The sequence below is a fragment of the Streptococcus sp. A23 genome (genome assembly GCF_043674155.1).
Lineage (GTDB): Bacteria > Bacillota > Bacilli > Lactobacillales > Streptococcaceae > Streptococcus > Streptococcus suis_V.
Genome location: NZ_JBIMJP010000011.1, coordinates 18,225 through 36,517, shown reverse-complemented (window position 1 = coordinate 36,517; position 18,293 = coordinate 18,225). Strand labels below are relative to the sequence as shown.

Genomic DNA, 18,293 nt, shown 5'->3' with positions numbered 1-18,293 from the left:
GAATCTTATTATAACAACACATAAAATCATATTTCTTACCAAACACTTACAATCCGCATACTCAGGCGTTTTCTGAAATATTCCGAAACAACTTTCACAAACTTTCATTGATTTTTGCCTTGAAGAAAGCGTTTTATAGTGTTATAATAATCACAAGCATATTATTTGCAAAAACTCAAAGGAGAACCCTCATGTCAACAAAAGTAAAAACTAAAAACGTTACTGAAGACATTTTCGCCCAAGCCTGGGAAGGCTTCAAAGGTACCGACTGGCAAGATAAGGCTAGTGTAACTCGTTTCGTACAAGCTAACTACACGCCATATGATGGTGATGAAAGCTTCCTTGCAGGCCCAACTGAGCGTTCACTACATATTAAAAAAATTATCGAGGAGACAAAAGCAGGCTACGAAGACACTCGTTTCCCTATGGATATCGACCGTGCAACTTCTATCGCTGATATTGGCCCTGGCTTCATCGATAAAGAAAATGAGCTCATCTTTGGTATCCAAAATGATGAACTCTTCAAGCTTAACTTCATGCCAAAAGGCGGTATCCGTATGGCTGAGACTACTCTCATCGAAAACGGCTACACTCCAGATCCACTCTTGCATGAAATTTACACCAAACACGCAACCACTGTAAACGACGGTATCTTCCGCGCCTATACAGCTAACATCCGCCGCGCCCGCCACTCACACCACGTTTCTGGTCTGCCAGATGCTTATTCTCGTGGTCGTATCATCGGTATGTACGCACGTTTGGCACTTTACGGGGCTGACTACCTCATGGAAGAAAAGGTAGCCGACTGGAATGCTATCACTGAGATTGATGAAGAATCCATCCGTCTCCGCGAAGAAATCAACATGCAGTATCAAGCTCTCCAACAAGTTGTTCGCTTGGGTGACCACTACGGCGTTGACGTCCGTAAACCAGCCATGAACACCAAGGAAGCTATCCAGTGGACCAACATCGCCTTCATGGCAGTATGTCGTGTCATCAACGGTGCTGCAACTTCCCTCGGTCGTGTACCAATCGTTCTTGATATCTATGCAGAACGTGACTTGGCTCGCGGAACATTTACAGAATCAGAAATCCAAGAATTTGTTGACGATTTCGTATTGAAACTTCGTACCGTTAAATTTGCTCGTACAAAATCATTCGACGAAATCTACTCTGGTGACCCTACCTTCTTGACCACTTCTATGGCAGGTATGGGTAACGACGGTCGCCACCGTGTTACCAAGATGGACTACCGTTTCCTCAACACGCTTGACAATATCGGCAACTCGCCAGAACCAAACTTGACCGTTCTCTGGTCTGACAAATTGCCGTATGCCTTCCGTCGCTACTGTATGGCTATGAGCCACAAGCACTCTTCTATCCAATACGAAGGTGTAACAACCATGGCCAAAGACGGCTACGGCGAAATGTCTTGTATCTCTTGCTGTGTGTCACCACTTGACCCAGAAAGCGAAGACAAACGCCACAACATCCAGTACTTCGGTGCTCGTGTCAACGTTTTGAAAGGTCTTCTTTCAAGCTGGAACGCTGGTTACGATGATGTCCACAAAGAATACAAGGTATTTGACGGTGTTGAGCCAAACCAAGAAGAAATCTTCACCTACGACCGTGTCATCAAAGACTTTGAAACTGCCCTTGACTGGTTGACAGATACCTATGTGGATGCCATGAACATCATCCACTTCATGACCGACAAGTACAACTACGAAGCAGTTCAAATGGCCTTCTTGCCAACTCACCTTCGTGCAAACATGGGCTTCGGTATCTGTGGATTTGCTAATACAGTCGACTCCTTGTCAGCTATCAAGCACGCGCAGGTTAAACCAATCCGTGACGAAGATGGCTTTATCTATGACTATGAAGTAATCGGTGACTTCCCACGCTACGGTGAGGATGATGACCGTGTAGATGATATTGCGAAATGGCTCATGGAAGCATTCTATACTCGTCTTGCAAGCAAGAAACTCTATAAGAATGCGGAAGCTGCCGTGTCTATCTTGACTATCACTTCAAACGTTGCCTACTCTAAACAAACTGGTAACTCACCAGTTCACCGTGGGGTATTCCTCAACGAAGATGGCTCAGTCAACACTTCTAAAGTAGAATTCTTCCCACCAGGTGCCAACCCAACTTCTAAAGCTCGTGGTGGTTGGTTGCAAAACTTGAATACCCTTTCTAAATTGGACTTCAACCATGCCAACGACGGTATCTCATTGACAACTCAGGTTTCTCCAAAAGCGCTTGGTAAGACCTTCGATGAGCAAGTAACAAACTTGGTGACAATCCTTGACGGCTACTTCGAACAAGGTGGTCAGCACGTTAACTTGAACGTTATGGACTTGAACGACGTTTATGAGAAAATCATGGCTGGTGAGGACGTTATCGTTCGTATCTCTGGATACTGCGTAAACACTAAATACCTCACTAAGGAGCAAAAAATGGAATTGACCCAACGTGTCTTCCACGAAGTTCTCTCAATGGACGACCACGCAGCTGAAGTTTCAGGTGTGAATGCTTAATCAAAACAAACTGAAAAGGACTTGCAATGCAGGTCCTTTTTGTTGTATCAAAAAATCCTCCCGCACATTGTGGAAGGATTGTCAATGTTCGGAAGGAATTATGGAGGATTTACGGAAGAATACAGAACCAGTTCATAAAAAAATCCCTGTTATACAGGGATCATCATTTGTCATCCTTCAAACTTCTATAAACATCGTCTATAAACAGCTTGGCAATTCTCTTTTTAAAATCATCGTTATTAAGCAAGACACCAAAGAAATCTTGATTTTGCATATAACCCTCAGTCAAAGCATTGTCAATCTCATCCTCAAAAGAAAACTCGAAATCTTCACGAGAATTTACCTTAGCAGACTGCTTAAGTTTCTCATTTTTCTTCATGAGTTCACGAATAGAAACTGCTCCGCTAACACCGATTTGAGGATCAATCGTCAAATCAAGTTGCTCATTGATTTCATCAATAATCTCTGAAAGACGTTTTTCCTGTTCTTCATCAATAGGTCCGATTTTAGGTTTATTAAGCGAAAGAGTGTATTCTCCTTCCAAGTCAGCTACAGTATGGATACCTGTTTGCTTGTGCTTCATGTAATCAACCACAATCTTATCCGCAATGGTAAAATCCGTCCCACCAAGCCGAACATCAATCATCTTCACCAATTCTTGTAGATAATTATAACGCTCATGCAGAACCTCATTTTGATAGGCAGTAGCTTGAATCAGGAAAGTATACATTCGAAGAAAACCTCGGAAAACTTTTTTGATTTCCAACTGCTCCTTCGCATCAAACTCCCGAACACGACTGCAACCTTTATTCAACAATGCTGTCATTTTTTGTTTGTCCCGACTAGAGCGTTTCTCTTGATAAAGGAATTGATTAAACTCATGGATAACATCACTGTCAAGAATACCATATTCGTCTATCTTACGCACCAAGTCAAATACATCACTTGGCGTAATCGTTTCTGATAAAATCGTTTCCTTATAGTAAGGAGCAAAAGCCTTGTTTATATCCTCATAGGTATTTTTAAAGTCTAGTACAAAAGTTTTCTTATTGTAGCCTCCCACCGTACGATTGAGGCGAGATAGAGTTTGTACAGCTGCTACATCTCGCAACTTTTTATCTACATACATAGCCACCAATTTCGGTTGGTCAAAACCTGTCTGGTATTTATTGGCCACAATCAAGACCTGATAATCATCTGTATCAAATTTTCCTTTGAGTTTGTCTTCCGCAAATCCATTCATAGAAGTTTCAGTATACTCTTTATCATCCATACTCACCTTACCTGAAAAAGCAACTAAAGCTCCAATACTGGTGATATGATGCTCTTTGAAATAACGTTTAAAGGACTTTTGATACTTGACCGCTACTTCACGACCCGATGTAACAATCATAGCTTTACCTTGACCGCCCAACTCAGCCATAATGTCATGACTGATGAAATGGTCCATGATGATTTCAACTTTCTGGTCAATATTTTCATCAGATAATTCAATAAACTTGGCAATCTTTCTCTTGGCAAGACCTTTCTTAAACTGAGGATCCTCCTCAACAGCCTTGTTCAATTTGTAGTAAGTCTTGTAAGTAGTATAGTTATTCAAGACATCCAGAATAAAGCCTTCCTGGATAGCCTGTTTCATAGAGTAGACATCAAAAGGACCTTTTGAACCATCTGGTAAGGTTTTTCCAAACAACTGGAGGGTTGTCGCTTTAGGCGTAGCTGTAAAAGCGATGATCGAAATGTTGTCTTGCTTTCCTGTCCGAGCGATTTCTTGTTCAATGGCGTCCGCCACTGAAACCTCCTGCACCTCATCGATCGTTCCGTCTTCCACATCTGTTTCTGTCAAAACTTGACTGACAGCACTCATATAGGAGCCCGTCGTCGAACTGTGGGCTTCATCAATCAGAATGGCAAATCTTTTCTGGGCAGTTGGACCAGCTGTCATCCAATCTGACTTATTGATTTGGGCAAATTTATGAATGGTTGTTGCGATAATCTTGGTATTTCCAGCCAAGGCATCCGCCAAGTCACTGGAAGTCGCCTTGTCATCCATCACCTTGATAACCCCAGGCTGATGCTGGATAGCCTGAACAGCATCCTGTAGCTGCCTGTCCACAACAATCCTGTCTGTCACAATCAAGACCGTATCCACAACATTTCGGTCTTCGTAGTCATGCAGACTGACCAAACTATGTGCCAACCAAGCAATCGTATTGGTCTTGCCAGACCCTGCCGAGTGTTGAATCAGGTAATGGCTATCGGTGTGATTGACCTTCATATCCTCTAGGACACGGTTTACTGCCCGTCTTTGCTGGTAACGAGGAAAAATCAGTGTTTTCTTGCTTTTTTTATCCCAATCAATCTTCAAAAAGATAAAGCGTTCAATCAACTGAAGAATACTATCCTTAGTCAGCACTTCCTTCCAAAAATAGGCTGTGTCTGGACCAGATTCATTGTGCGGATTTCCAGCCCCCTGATCAACCCCTTCACCATTTCCCATATTGAAGGGAAGGAAATAGGTATCTTGCCCCTTGATTTCGGTCGTCATGTAGACTTCTAAGGTATCTACCGCGAAAGAAGCCAAAACGCCCGCATTAAACTTAAACAAGCGATTTTTGCTGTCTCGCTTTTTCAACTGACGAACGGCATCATCTACCGATTGACCACTGGAATTGAGCTTCAACTCAATCGCAAACAAAGCTAGACCATTCAGAAAGATAACCAAGTCTACACGTTCCTGATCCTTGTAGACAACCTCTTCCATAACTGTAAAACGATTTTGCTCATACCGCTTGACTGCCTTGGCATTAAAGGAAGTGGCAGGCTTGGGATAGACCAGTTTCAATTGTTTATTTTCAATGTAAACCCCCGACTTCAAGGCAAAGAGAAGACCTCCCTTGATAATTTCTTGGTTAATCAAGTTGAGAATAACCTCTTTGTCCAACTTCTTCAAGAGATAGTCCATCTCGTCTTCTTGGGTTGCTCGCAGAAACTCCCACAAGATGTCTGTATCCATTGCCAAGCGTTGATTATACTTACTCTGCGGTCTGTGAGTAAAACCATTTTCTGTTTCTAAATCCTTGATAATCCACTGCTGAAAATCATAACGTTCTGTAAGGTCAAAATGAGCCATAGGTATTCCTTATTCTTCCTTGTACTTACTCTACACCATCGAGGGAGAGGATAGACAGATACATGTCCAATCTCTCGTTCAAATAGCGGGCAAACAAATCTTCCATTGCTGACAGGCTTCCCTTAACATGGAAGTCATCAAAGGCCTGATAATAGGCTAATCGATCTGAAAATTTAATATCAATGGGAGGATAACCAGCCTTCATCAGCTCCAAGTTGACCAAGAGCCGTCCAGTTCGACCATTTCCATCAATAAAGGGATGAATGCTTTCAAAGGCAATGTGAAAACGAGCCATCTTGGTCACGATATTTTCCTGACTCTGAGCATAGTCCGCCAGCCACTGCTCCATCAAGGGACGGATCATAAAGGGCTGGGCAGGTTCGTTGGCAGCACCCATGATACGAACGGGCACCTTTCGATAGACACCTCTATCGTCCTTCTTATCGGACAAAACCAGATAGTGAATATCCTTTACAACCTGCTCCGTCAAAGGTGTGCCCTCTGCCACCAAGGTCTGTACGTATTCAAAAGCTTCCCTATGACCAATAGCCTCAAGATGATCCTTTAAGGGCTTCTGGTCAATGGTCAAACCTCGCAAAACCATGTCCGTTTCACGCAGGGTCAGGGTATTTCCCTCAATAGCGTTAGAATTATAGGTGAACTCCACTGTAAATTCTTCATTGAGCCGCTCAATCTCTCCTCTGGTCAAGGGACGAAGGGTCGCTAACCTTGCCATCTTTTCATCAATCAAGGGCAGGAGGCTTTCCACCCTTTTATAACGACCATCAACTGGCTTTGGGGTATCTTGAGGAATCTTCCATAAACGCCCCTCACGGATAGCACCTTCCACCTTTCCCTGACTACACAAGTCACGAACACGGCGGTCTGAAATCCCCCAGAGCTCCGCCGCCTGCTTGACAGACATATACATAGGACACCTCACCTTCTAACCAAAACAGTCCCTTTTTCTAATACTATTATAGCACAGTTCGGAAGGATAGACGACAAACGGAAGGATGTTTAGCAGATTTTCGGAAGGATAGGGATAGCGTAATAATTTTGACAGAATAATCAATCATCAAAAATGCAACTATTTTCTATGTAGGTATGCTATAATTATTTATGCAGAAGAGTTTCTCAAATGAGTGGGGAGGTTTTATGTTTCTAAAGCATAATAACCTCTCGAAGACGGTGGCTCTAATTTCTGAAAGGTAGGTGGTGCCTATGGGCAACTCATCAAAATCTAACAGAAAGGAGCAGATTGTTGTCAGTTTACGAGACGATGCGACTGATGCTGGGATTCGGTAGTTTCCTACTCTCCCTTATTGGCTTAGTGATTATCATCGTAAAAATGAGCAATAAAAAATAACCGTCTAAACTTTGACCGGTTGACGATTATTTTTTAGTAATTATAAAACTAGTCACCGTCTTAAACGGTTCTGCATTGGGTAGTTGTGAGTGCAACTACCCTTTTCTATTCTCATTATAACCTAACTAGAAAAAATAGTCAAACGAGATCCTACTTGGCAGTTAGAGCTCCTAACTAAACTGGTGCTTATTCTAATACAGTTCGAAAGGATAGAGGAGAAAGGATGGATAGGTCTTAATTATTGAATTTGTAAAATACTTTCAGTGTATTTTACATTTGGTGCGTATTTATCTAAAATCATTTGCAACATTTCTTTCTGAGCATCTGAGCACTTAGGTCCCGTCAGTACCGAGAGTTTTTCAAATATACTTTCATTCAGTTTAATGTCAATGTGTGACAGTAAAGGCTTTTCTTCTCTTGCTCTACTCATCATTTTTAAATGAGCTTCCATATCGCGCCTATCTAATATCTCCAAATGATCTTTCATTGTCCAGGGAGTCAACATTACCTTGAACCTAGTTTCCTTTTGAAAATCCCATGCTGTTGGTTTGAAAATCCCAATTTGGGTAAAATCAACCCTCTCTTCATAATTTTTTTCATCATATCCATACCTTGAATAGACATTCGGGATGAGATAGCTCTCGTCATCTGTATAAATCACTTCTTTGTAAATTGGTTTATATGGTGGATTACTTCCCATTATTTCCATATTTTCTGGGATAAGCGAACTAGAAATTTTATCCTCTTTATCATCAAATTTATACTCAATTAAATCAAAAATATCTTCTACACTATCAAATTCAATGCCTATTCGAATACCAGTCATATCTCTAGAGTACATACTCCACTGAGGGATTGATTCTTCTTGTATCTTTGTCCAACAAGAAACATAACAATATTCTGCTAAAAAACCATAATCGCTAGTTTTTGACTCATATAAATCATCCACCCACCCCAAACTGGTAAAGCGTAATGTTTTGTACTTTAAAATATATAGTAATGTATCTAACGATGTATAATGATAAATTTTAGTCAATCGCTATTCTCCTTTTAAACTTTACTAGTAACCTCGGTAAGCATGAAGTCTATCTGATAGCTCCTCATTGAGTTTTATGAATGTCATTAGATATTCTTCAGTTATCTCAAATTGTACTCCCGATTTTTTACATTTTGTTGCTATTACTTGTTCACTATTAGAGGATGTAATCCTGAAACCATGTATAATGCGATTTCTCATTTCAATAATTTCTGAAAATAAAATAGCAATTTCATCTCCAGCTTTTTTAGTAATAGTTGTTGCTATAATTGGTATCAGTCTTCCCGATTCTTTATCAATCAATTCATACCATGAATACGTTAAGTCTGTATTTAAAATATTTTCGATCACAAAACCATTATTAGAACCGAATACACTAAGTGCAGTTCCTAATAATAATCTATACCTTTCTGACGGTAAAGACTGTCTAGTTAATGAATCATCATACATCCTCACACCCTCCTTTTCCCTGTCACATAGTCATAAATCAGTGTTTGGCGTTGTTTGTTGATATTTTCAGTTTGTTCTCTTTTGATAGCAATCATTTGGTTGATTTGCTCTGTCTTTTTATCTAAGAAGTCAGCAATTTCATTGGCTTCCTCAATACTTGGTAAAGGTGACAAAAAATTACCTATTTGACCACTAGAAATATTTGGCTGTGCAGAACCATTGGAATTAAGCAAGATATATTCAGTAAAGCTTGTTGTATATAGCCAATAGTATAAATATTTCCCTATATTGGACTTTATTATTCCTACTCGCTGATTTATTAAGTTCGCATTTTTAGGATTACTTTCTACATAAGCAATTTTTCCAACCGTAGCTCCACTCATTGCAATCAAAATTTGTTTTTTTCCAATTCTAAAGTGAGATAAATTTTCTATATTTACGTTATTCAAAAATACAGCACTTACAAAATCAATGCCTGCTTGTGTAAAATCACCGATCCGAATCACCTTAACCTCTGTATTTTCTCTAGTAAAGTCACTGCTATTAAATGCGTAACCATTTACAAACTCACTCAAATACTTTATCGGCTTCACTCTCCACCTCTCTGGTATCTGTCCTATCCAGTCAACACCTGAGTCTTTTAGGGGAACGGTTTTATCCAGTCCTTTTGTGACGGTTTCGTAAATGAGGCTTTGGCTGTAGTCTTCCAAGGTCTTAATTTGCTCTTCCAGAAGACTTTTGACACTATCCAGTTGAGCGACTTTTTTGTCAAGAAAGTTAGCAATTTGGGTTTGTTCATACAAACTTGGCAGTATCAAACAAGTTTCTTGCAATATTGATTGTGTAATACTGTAGACTTTAATTCCACTCACCTTATTTTGAACTTGTTTTCTAAATGCCAAAGAGTCAAAGTAGTGCATAAAATATCTAAAGTCATGTTCTAAAGCATTTTTGAGTTTGGCTTTAATTGTATGATAACCAGCAAATAGTTCTCCATTATCATCAATTCTTGTCGAAAAATTTCCCGAACCATCAATATCTTCCGACGTATCTGCAAAAACAAAGTCACCTGGTTTTAGAAGTGATTGCTTGAATTTTAGATAATTAGCTGAAACTTGCGGTAATTCATCTCTATCCGCACTTACTGACTTGCCATATTTCGAATGAATTTGACCATAGTTAATAACTGGTATTCCATCTTCAATTAAATTCTCTTTGGTGATAGTCAAACCTTTATTCGTATCTAAAAAATACTTAAACTTCGTAATCCCCCACTCCTCTGGCACTTCCCCAATCCACTCGATACCACTATCTTTCATCCTAGTCATGTTTGAGGTCCTCCAAGAGTGCTTGTAGTTGGTCTTCTAGGTCATAGAATTGTTTGAGTAGGTCTTCTGCATTTTCTGGGGCTTGGTACTGGTAGAAATAACGGGTAAAGGGGATTTCTGCTCCCAGCTTGTTTTCCTCCCACCAGTAGTGAGCATCTGGCACATGGGGATAGACTTCCCGTTCAAAATAAGTCTCCACTTCTTCCGAGAGCTTGACAATCTCAGAATCCTTAGTAGTCTTGTCATAGACGATACCGTCCGCAATCTCACCCAGCTTGTCTTTCTTCTTAGTTGTGATAACCTCGGCAGTCTTGTCCATCTCACTCATAGCAAGGGCCAGGGCATTGAGATTGGCTGGGGTCAGCTTGACTTCTGACAAGAGGTCTTTCAGTACAGCTGTAAAGGTCTCAAAGTTTGGATAGGTAGCTTCCGACAGACCTTGACGGAGGGCTTGGAGGATTTCCTCTTGCTTTTTTCTACCTTCTTCAAGCTTTTGCAGTTCCTTATCTTGCTTGGCTGTGCGTGGCTCCATTTCCAGTAATTCTTGGTACTTGTACTCATCAAAGAGCTTGGCAAAAAACTGGACCGACTGGACACTTTCAAGACTTTTCTCTGTAATTTCTCCACGACGTTGTAGAGGCTGCATGACCAGGTATTCTTTATAAAGAAATTCCTTGCTGTCAAAGATTTTCACACGGTCATTTTCCGCAAAGTCATGGTACCACTGGAGAATATCCTTGATATTGTCCTGTGACAGCTCACGGCGTTTTTGCCCCAGCGACTTCCGCAAGGGAACAAATTCATTGGTCGCATCGATAAACTGTACCTTACCCTGTCTTTCTGGACTCTTATTTTTATTGTAAAGCCAGATGTAAATCCCGATTCCTGTATTGTAGAAAAATTGACCTGGTAGGGCAACAATGGCCTCCAACAAATCATTTTCTAAGATATACCGTCGGATTTGGCTTTCCCCAGATGTCGTTCCTCCTGAAAATAGGGGTGAACCGTTTGAAATGATAGCAGCTCTGCCATTTTCATCCAACTTCGCCAAAGCATGTAGATGAAAGAGCAACTGAGCATCACCTGTCGTGGGAGTATTGACAAAACGACCTTCCCTACCTTCTGTCGACTCAAAGAGTGTCTGATCAGCCTTGACCGCCTGCTCTACTCCGTCATCCGCATCCTTCCCTCCCCAAGACTGACCAAAGGGTGGATTGGCAATGACAAAGTTCATCTTCTTATCGTGAAATGGGTCTGAATCCTTGAGCGTATCCGTCTTAACAAAATAATCCGACTCTTCCTGACGAATCAGCATATCCGCCTTGCCAATACCATAGGTTTCAGCTAGATACTCCTGACCAAACAAGCGAACGTTGACCTTGGGATTGAGCTGTTGAATATAGCTTTTGGCAGTTGCCAGCATACCGCCTGTACCTGCCGCCATATCTAAAACCTTAATCTCTTTATTGTCAACAAAAAGCTCTTCATCTGCCTCCATCAAGAGCAGGTTGACCATAAGAGCGATGACTTCCCGTGGTGTGTAGTGAGAACCTGCCTCCTCGTTTTCAGAAAAGCGACGGATAATATCCTCAAACATATAACCCATCCGCATAGAATCAATGGAACTTGGTGATAAATCAAGTTCCGAGAATTTCTTCACTACTGTAAAGAGACGCCCTGTACTTGCCAAGGTATCCACCTGCTCCTTAAATTTCAAATTCTCAATAATATCCTTGACTCGTTTGGAATAACCATCTAGGTAATCCAAAAAATTATCTTTGATGGCATCGGGTTCGTTCAAGAGATTCTTCAAAGTATGTTTGCTGGTATTGTAGTATTTATAGCCTGTAAGAGACTCAAAGATTTTCTCTGGTGTTGACGGATTTGACTGGAACTGATCCAACACTTTTTCCTTGGTCGGTAAAAGGGCAGCTTCCAAGCGAGCCAATACAAACATGGGAATAATGACATCACGGTATTTATCCGCTCGGTAAGCTCCTCGTAGGGTGTTTGCAATAGACCAGACTAAATTGACATCCTTGCTGATGTTGATATCATTTGCTTGAAACAGAGGGAGTTTCCCTTTTATATCGACCATAATTTCTCCTAACACTCGTCTAAAATATATCTCTATTATATCAAAAATCGTACACTACTATAGGAAGCACGAAGCGTTTAGCAAGAGATTTTTTATCGTTTTCTTACCACTTACTTGATGGGCAATAAGTAAAAATCCTCCCACACATTGTGGAAGGATTATTCCTCACTAAATCACTCCTCCTCCAAAACCTGTTTTATCAATTTCATGACCTGATTGCGATCCAGCTTCCACTGAGCCCGCTCGTCCTTATCGTAGGTCCGATTAGACAGGAAAATAGCCGCCAGCTGCAAGGGACGATTGTACATGATAAAGGTGCCTGTATAGCCTGTGTGAGACAACCAGTTCCCCTTCTTATCCCAGGCTAGCGACCGCTTGCGCTTGTCGTCAAAGCCATAATCCTGGGTCAAATCTGCTGCAAAGTCCGCTGTCAGATAATGCTCCAAGAAGATTTCCAAATCCCTAACCGTCGAAAACAGGCCTGCACTCCCCGCGTGGAGCCCCAAGACACGCGCCTTAGGATCATGCACTACACCCGCCTCGATACCACGCACCGTCGGCACCGCCTGACTGACTGGTCCATAAGAGGTTTGGGACATGCCAAAGGGCTCTAGAACGCCTTGACTGATTAGCTGGTCCAGACTAGCTCCACCCAGTTCCTCCAGCAAAAAGCCCAGCAGGAGAAAATTGATATCAGTATAGAAAAAGTCCTTCTTCTCCGTCACCCTAATCTTCAAAATCGCTTCTTTTAATTGGTCTGCATCCAGACTATCCCGATTGGGAATAAAAGGATCAATACCGCTGGTGTGGGTCAATAATTGCCGAATGGTCACTTGACTATTCTGAAAAGCAGGATAGTAAGACTGCAAGGTCCTATCTAGCTCCAAAGCTCCGCTATTGACCAAAAAAGTCGCAAGAGTGCCTACACCAACTACCTTTGACACAGAGGCCAAATCATAGGTCAAACCCGCCTCAACTGGTGTCTGACCATCCTGGGTCCCCAGATAGTACTCCTGCCACTGACCCTTAGAAAAAAGAGCCAGACTGGCACCAGGATAGACTCCTGTCGCAATCTGCTCTGAAATCTTGTCTAAGATTGTTTTTCTCATTTTTCAAACCACAATTCAATACCGCTTGGGTCTGTTGTTTGGATAAAGGTCGCTTTCTTGTCTTTGAAAAATGGAACGTCCAGCTTGCTCTCCAAATCAGACCAATCATAATCACTCTCTACCGCAAAACGGAGGCTGTCCAAGTCCCAGATCTCTTCTGCTGGTGTCAGTAAATCTTCACCCTCTGCCCCAACAAAACGCAAAAAGACCTGGTTGGGCAAGATAGTCTCATAAAAATCCTGGCTAACTACTGGATGAGGGCTGTTAATCCAAACAGACTCCACCTCAAAATGACTTAAACCAGCGAAATCAGCATCCCCCTTAAAAGGAACTGGTGGCAGAATAGCTGTTAAATCATCGATGCTTGCCTCACTGTGGAGCAAAAAAGTATCTCCCTCAGGCGATACTGCCTCAAAACCATAGCCATTGTGTCCCTTGTAGAGCTTGCTATAAACCGTTCCATTAGCCAACAGAGCCTCAATTTCGTGAACCTTCTCGACCTTGATAATGATTTTATTGAGCTTCTTCAGTCCACGAACAGCCCGGCTACGATTGCCTGGCGATTCCTGCAAAACCAGCCTAATCTCGCTGTCTTGATGACCAGCAAATTCCGCAAATGGGCCGTCTTCCAGCTTGGTTTTCATCCCCAAATTATCTTCTAGGAAGGCTTGATTAACACTTCTATTATTGACCCGCAGCACAGGTACTACGGCTTGATTTTCCCTTAACACAATCATTTCCCTCCTAATATCATTCCTAGATATTATATAGAATTTTACTTAGTTTTACAAATGATTTCCTGTAGATTTCGACATTTTTCCTTACAGAATTTCTAACTATTCTTAGACAAATTTGCCCCTTTTCCGCTATAATGGAAGGTAGATAATTTCAGAAAATAAGGAGCTCCTATGCGTTTTAATCAATTCTCATACATCCCACAAAATCGGGAAACCATTGTAAACGAACTCCATTCTATCGGCTTTGCGGTCGATAGTCAAGCAGAAATAAAAGAAATCCTGGAAATTTTTGTAAGAACCTGTCATTTTCTGACAACCAACACAGACTTTGCCCTGTCCAATATGATTGCAGACTGGGAGACAGACCTCTTGACCTTCTTTCAGTCGGACCGCCAAGTCACTGCGGAAGTTTTCTACCAAGTAGCCTTTCAATTGCTGGGCTTTGTGCCAAACTTTGACTATACTGATGTTGCAGCTTTTGCCGAGAAAACCAATTTCCCAATTGTCTTTGGCGACATCATTGAAAATCTCTATCAGCTGCTCAATGCGCGCACCAAGTCAGGCAATACCTTGATTGACCAGCTGGTAGCGGATGATTTGATTCCTGAAGATAATGCGTATCATTTCTTCAATGGCAAAGCCCTTGCGACCTTCTCGACCAAGAATCTAATTCGCGAGGTCGTCTATGTCGAAACGCCTGTGGACACAGCAGGAACTGGGCAGACGGACATTGTCAAGGTTTCTATTTTACGTCCTCACCACGAGGGGGGCATTCCCGCTATCATTACCAATAGCCCTTATCACCAAGGAACCAATGATGTCGCAAGCGATAAGGCTCTTCACAAAATGGAAACGGAGCTGGCTAAAAAGACTCCCGGCAAAATTGAGGTGGGCACGCCAAGCTACAAGACCCTTGAGCTAGACCAGCGGGACCTGCCTGTCAGCCCTGCCACCGAAAAACTGGGCCACATCACTTCTTACTCCCTCAATGATTACTTCCTTGCTCGTGGTTTCGCCAGCCTCCATGTGTCTGGTATCGGCACGTTGGGCTCGACTGGCTACATGACATCTGGCGACTACCAGCAGGTTGAGGGCTACAAAGCGGTGATTGACTGGCTGAACGGTCGCACTAAGGCCTACACAGACCACACTCGCTCGTTAGAGGTCAAGGCCGATTGGGCCAATGGTAAGGTAGCGACGACGGGACTTTCTTACCTCGGTACCATGTCCAATGCCTTGGCAACAACTGGCGTGGACGGATTAGAAGTCATCATCGCAGAAGCTGGGATCTCCTCTTGGTATGACTACTACCGTGAAAACGGGCTGGTGACCAGCCCTGGTGGCTATCCAGGCGAGGATCTGGACAGCTTGACTGCCCTGACCTACTCTAAAAGTCTGCAAGCAGGGGACTTCCTCCGCAGTAAAGAAGCCTACGAAAAAGGACTGGCAGCAGAACGAGCTGCTCTGGACCGCACTAGCGGTGACTACAACCAATACTGGCAGGACCGCAATTATCTGCTCCAGGCTGACAAGGTCAAGTGTGAGGTGGTCTTTACCCACGGCTCACAGGACTGGAATGTCAAGCCGATTCACGTCTGGAATATGTTTCATGCCCTACCAAGCCAGATCAAAAAGCACCTCTTCTTCCACAACGGTGCCCACGTGTATATGAACAACTGGCAGTCTATCGACTTCCGCGAGTCCATGAACGCCCTGCTCAGTCAAAAACTGCTGGGCTACGAGAGTAACTACCAACTGCCAACGGTCATCTGGCAGGACAACAGCGGTGAGCAGACTTGGACGACCTTGGACACCTTTGGCGGCGAAAACGAGGCTGTCTTGCCACTAGGTACTGGAAGCCAGACCATTTCCAATCAGTATGCCCAAGAAGATTTTGACCGCTACGGCAAATCTTACCCAAGTTTCCACCAAGACCTCTATGCAGGCAAGGCCAACCAAGTCAGCATCGAACTGCCTGTAACGGAGGACCTCCTGCTCAATGGACAGGTCACGCTGAAACTCCGTGTAGCTTCTAGTGTAGCCCAAGGCCTCTTATCTGCTCAGCTATTGGACAAGGGAAACAAAAAACGCCTAGCCCCGATTCCAACGCCAAAAATGCGGTTGACCCTGGACAACGGCCGTTACCATGCCCAAGAAAATCTGATGGAGTTGCCTTATGTGGAGATGCCGCAACGCTTGGTGACCAAGGGCTTTATGAACCTACAAAACCGTACTGACTTGATGAAAATTGAGGAAGTGGTGCCAGACCAGTGGATGGACCTGAGCTGGAAGCTGCAACCGACTATCTACCAGCTGAAAAAAGGCGATGTGCTAGAACTCATTCTCTACACGACAGACTTTGAATGCACTGTTCGGGATAATAGTGACTGGACTATTTCGATTGACTTGGACCATTCGACCATCCATCTCCCAAGACCATAAGACAAGAAAACGAGTTGCACCTGCAACTCGTTTTTGTATTTAGAATTCTTCAAAGTTCTGGTAAAGATAGTCCAACTCCTGAATTTCTTTAGCTAGCTTAGAACCGATTGTAGTGGACTTTACCAATATCCGATGATGCACCTCATCTACTAAACGTTGAGCAGAAATAATCTCTCCTCCACCAGCCAAGACTGTATCAACACCTGTAAACGGCCTGTGGGCAACAAGTTGTAATCCATAGCTGTTGGAAACCAATGTGTAGCCAGCTAATCCTGTCTTGGCCTGATAGCCTTTTGCAAAGCCACCATCAATCACCAACATCTGGCCATCTGCTTTTATGGGACTTTCCCCAATTTTCTCGCGCACTGGTGTATGTCCATTGATAATACGACCGTCAACAGTTAAACCAAACTCCTCTAAAATCAGTTGGCAAATATCCTTTTGATTGCGCAAGCGATAATAGGCATTCTTCTCCTCAAAGTGGGTCGTTTTATCAGAAATATAATATCGCTCAAAGGTCGTCATCGCTTTCTTTCCAAACAAAGAGGAACTTTCACCCACCCAGAGGTACCAAAAGAGGTCTGTCTCACGATCATCCTGAATTTCTGGATTCTTATAGGCCCTTCTAATGGATGCTTCATAAAAATCAAGCAAGTCCTTACCTGCATAAGCTATTCCATCTATTCTCAAAGACTTGAAATCTCCATTTTCGTGAAGAGGCAGGCAGCCATGAAAGAGCAAATTCTGATTGTAGACCAGGTACATGCTACCTTTTTCAAATAAAAAATCAACATGGCGACGTAATTTTTCAGACTGCTGAAAACTGTGATTTAACTGTTGCAGAAGCGCTACTTCTTCCAAGCTGAGCTGGGTTGGTTCTTTTTGATCAATGGTTTCTGTGGTTAGACCATCCAATGGATACTCTACTCCGTTCAAACAAATGGTATTCGTAACAAAATCTACCTGACTCAAGAGTCTTCGATGGTTCAATTTAAACTCTGGTCTACGTTTGATTAACTGTTCTTCCAATTTAAATTGCAATAGTGCTGTTGCCTGCTGCAATTGATTTAATACGACTGACTCTGCTTGACTTAATACTTCCCCATCTAAAACTGGTTCAAAAGCTTGTTGATAAGAAAAATATTTTTGACTATAAGCGACTAAGGGACGCAAGTTAATCCCGTATCGTTCTTCCAATAATTCTAAATTATTATAGCGAGCAGCAATCCGAATCACATTAACTAAACAGACAAGTGAGCCCGAAATTGCCCCCATCCAAGTTATGTCATGATTACCCCACTGAATATCAACCGATTGATGTTGGAGAAGGGTATCTAATATTCGATCAGGATCTTTACCACGATCATAGATGTCCCCAACCACATGTAAATGGTCCACATTGAGTCGCTGAATCAACATTGATAAGGCCCCTACTAACTCTTCCAATTGATCTAATTGAGCAACTTTGGCTAAAATAGCGGTAACATATTTTTGCTTTGCAGCCCTATTTTCACTCTCTGTCAGCAATTCTTCGATAATATAAGCAAATTCTTTTGGCATTGCCTTTCTAACTTTGGAACGACTGTATTTTTCACCTAAAAATCGGGTAAATTCCAACATCAAAGGAAGGATAGCTAACAGACGAGTCTCTAGACCACTTTCGCCGAACTGGCTCACATCCCTCTCCATCTTTTCTTTTGGATACAGAATATATAAGGCGAGTTCCTCCAATACCCTTTTATCATTTTGTTCCGCCGCAAAACAATCATTGATCTTATGTTTTATAAGACCTGCTCCACTTCTCAACAAATAGTCAAATGCCTCAAATTCACCATGCAAATCACTGACGAAATATTCAGTCCCCTTAGGGAGATGCTGAATAGCTTCTAAATTGATGAGCTCTGTCATAACGGCTGATTTAGTTGGAAACTTTTCCTTGAGTAAACGATAGTATCTGTCCATTTCTTCTCCTTCCAGGGCAAAATTGAAAGCGGTTACTAATTTAGTCTAACTAAATTTTCCTCCGATTGCAAGAAAAGAAAACGAGCTGC

The 18,293-nt window shown here is 42.3% G+C and carries 11 protein-coding genes and 1 pseudogene; 3 read left to right on the top strand and 9 right to left on the bottom strand.

The annotated features are described in order from the left end of the window. Nucleotides 1-191 precede the first annotated feature (191 nt). Nucleotides 192-2,540, top strand: coding sequence for a formate C-acetyltransferase (pflB, locus tag ACHBIE_RS07250; RefSeq protein ID WP_172095344.1), 2,349 nt, complete (start codon nucleotides 192-194; stop codon nucleotides 2,538-2,540). Between the two features lie 163 nt (nucleotides 2,541-2,703). On the opposite strand, the gene ACHBIE_RS07245 is transcribed toward pflB, so the two are convergent. Together ACHBIE_RS07245 and ACHBIE_RS07240 are read right to left on the bottom strand one after the other, a co-directional pair. Continuing rightward, nucleotides 2,704-5,673 carry a type I restriction endonuclease subunit R gene (locus tag ACHBIE_RS07245; protein WP_394733055.1) on the bottom strand — a complete coding sequence of 990 codons (2,970 nt, stop codon included), beginning with the start codon at nucleotides 5,671-5,673 and terminating at the stop codon, nucleotides 2,704-2,706. 25 nt (nucleotides 5,674-5,698) lie between these two features. Further along, entirely contained in the window at nucleotides 5,699-6,604 is a 906-nt protein-coding gene (locus ACHBIE_RS07240) for a Fic family protein (RefSeq protein ID WP_394733054.1), read from the bottom strand. Nucleotides 6,605-6,922: 318 nt separating this feature from the next. On the opposite strand from ACHBIE_RS07240, the pseudogene ACHBIE_RS07235 reads away from it, so the two are divergent. Beyond that, nucleotides 6,923-7,042, top strand: a pseudogene (locus ACHBIE_RS07235) (putative holin-like toxin); the annotation flags it as partial. A 238-nt stretch (nucleotides 7,043-7,280) separates the two neighbouring features. Here ACHBIE_RS07235 and ACHBIE_RS07230 read toward each other — a convergent pair. From ACHBIE_RS07230 to ACHBIE_RS07205, 6 genes are all read right to left on the bottom strand, one after another. Further along, the gene (locus ACHBIE_RS07230) at nucleotides 7,281-8,078 is read right to left on the bottom strand and encodes a DUF2971 domain-containing protein (RefSeq protein WP_172059801.1); all 798 of its coding nucleotides are present in this window, start codon (nucleotides 8,076-8,078) and stop codon (nucleotides 7,281-7,283) included. Between the two features lie 24 nt (nucleotides 8,079-8,102). Next, nucleotides 8,103-8,528: a hypothetical protein gene (locus ACHBIE_RS07225; RefSeq protein ID WP_394733053.1), complete on the bottom strand. Its 426-nt coding sequence runs from the start codon at nucleotides 8,526-8,528 to the stop codon at nucleotides 8,103-8,105. A gap of 2 nt (nucleotides 8,529-8,530) precedes the next feature. Continuing rightward, on the bottom strand, nucleotides 8,531-9,856 hold the full coding sequence (locus ACHBIE_RS07220; protein WP_172059805.1) for a restriction endonuclease subunit S: 1,326 nt from the start codon (nucleotides 9,854-9,856) through the stop codon (nucleotides 8,531-8,533). Next, nucleotides 9,849-11,954, bottom strand: a complete 2,106-nt coding sequence (locus ACHBIE_RS07215) for an N-6 DNA methylase (protein WP_394733052.1) — start codon at nucleotides 11,952-11,954, stop codon at nucleotides 9,849-9,851. The genes ACHBIE_RS07220 and ACHBIE_RS07215 overlap by 8 nt, the downstream gene beginning before the upstream one ends. 173 nt (nucleotides 11,955-12,127) lie before the next feature. Continuing rightward, nucleotides 12,128-13,063 (bottom strand): serine hydrolase domain-containing protein, encoded by a 936-nt coding sequence (locus tag ACHBIE_RS07210; RefSeq protein ID WP_394733051.1) that lies wholly within the window; start codon nucleotides 13,061-13,063, stop codon nucleotides 12,128-12,130. After that, nucleotides 13,060-13,800, bottom strand: a complete 741-nt coding sequence (locus tag ACHBIE_RS07205; RefSeq protein ID WP_394733050.1) for a CppA N-terminal domain-containing protein — start codon at nucleotides 13,798-13,800, stop codon at nucleotides 13,060-13,062. Before ACHBIE_RS07205 ends, ACHBIE_RS07210 begins: the two co-directional genes overlap by 4 nt. A 171-nt stretch (nucleotides 13,801-13,971) precedes the next feature. Here ACHBIE_RS07205 and ACHBIE_RS07200 point away from each other — a divergent pair, with 171 nt between their 5' ends. Further along, a complete protein-coding gene (locus tag ACHBIE_RS07200; RefSeq protein ID WP_394733049.1) occupies nucleotides 13,972-16,242 on the top strand; it encodes a Xaa-Pro dipeptidyl-peptidase in 2,271 nt (756 codons plus the stop codon). 39 nt (nucleotides 16,243-16,281) lie between these two features. Here ACHBIE_RS07200 and ACHBIE_RS07195 read toward each other — a convergent pair whose 3' ends face one another. Further along, nucleotides 16,282-18,204: a fructose-1,6-bisphosphatase gene (locus ACHBIE_RS07195; RefSeq protein WP_394733048.1), complete on the bottom strand. Its 1,923-nt coding sequence runs from the start codon at nucleotides 18,202-18,204 to the stop codon at nucleotides 16,282-16,284. Nucleotides 18,205-18,293: the final 89 nt, after the last annotated feature.

Bases quoted from the DNA above. Each gene is read 5' to 3' on its own strand.
- pflB (WP_172095344.1), top strand. From the start codon at position 192: ATGTCAACAAAAGTAAAAACTAAAAACGTTACTGAAGACATTTTCGCC.
- ACHBIE_RS07245 (WP_394733055.1), bottom strand. From the start codon at position 5,673: ATGGCTCATTTTGACCTTACAGAACGTTATGATTTTCAGCAGTGGATT.
- ACHBIE_RS07240 (WP_394733054.1), bottom strand. From the start codon at position 6,604: ATGTATATGTCTGTCAAGCAGGCGGCGGAGCTCTGGGGGATTTCAGAC.
- ACHBIE_RS07225 (WP_394733053.1), bottom strand. From the start codon at position 8,528: ATGTATGATGATTCATTAACTAGACAGTCTTTACCGTCAGAAAGGTAT.
- ACHBIE_RS07220 (WP_172059805.1), bottom strand. From the start codon at position 9,856: ATGACTAGGATGAAAGATAGTGGTATCGAGTGGATTGGGGAAGTGCCA.
- ACHBIE_RS07215 (WP_394733052.1), bottom strand. From the start codon at position 11,954: ATGGTCGATATAAAAGGGAAACTCCCTCTGTTTCAAGCAAATGATATC.
- ACHBIE_RS07210 (WP_394733051.1), bottom strand. From the start codon at position 13,063: ATGAGAAAAACAATCTTAGACAAGATTTCAGAGCAGATTGCGACAGGA.
- ACHBIE_RS07205 (WP_394733050.1), bottom strand. From the start codon at position 13,800: ATGATTGTGTTAAGGGAAAATCAAGCCGTAGTACCTGTGCTGCGGGTC.
- ACHBIE_RS07200 (WP_394733049.1), top strand. From the start codon at position 13,972: ATGCGTTTTAATCAATTCTCATACATCCCACAAAATCGGGAAACCATT.
- ACHBIE_RS07195 (WP_394733048.1), bottom strand. From the start codon at position 18,204: ATGGACAGATACTATCGTTTACTCAAGGAAAAGTTTCCAACTAAATCA.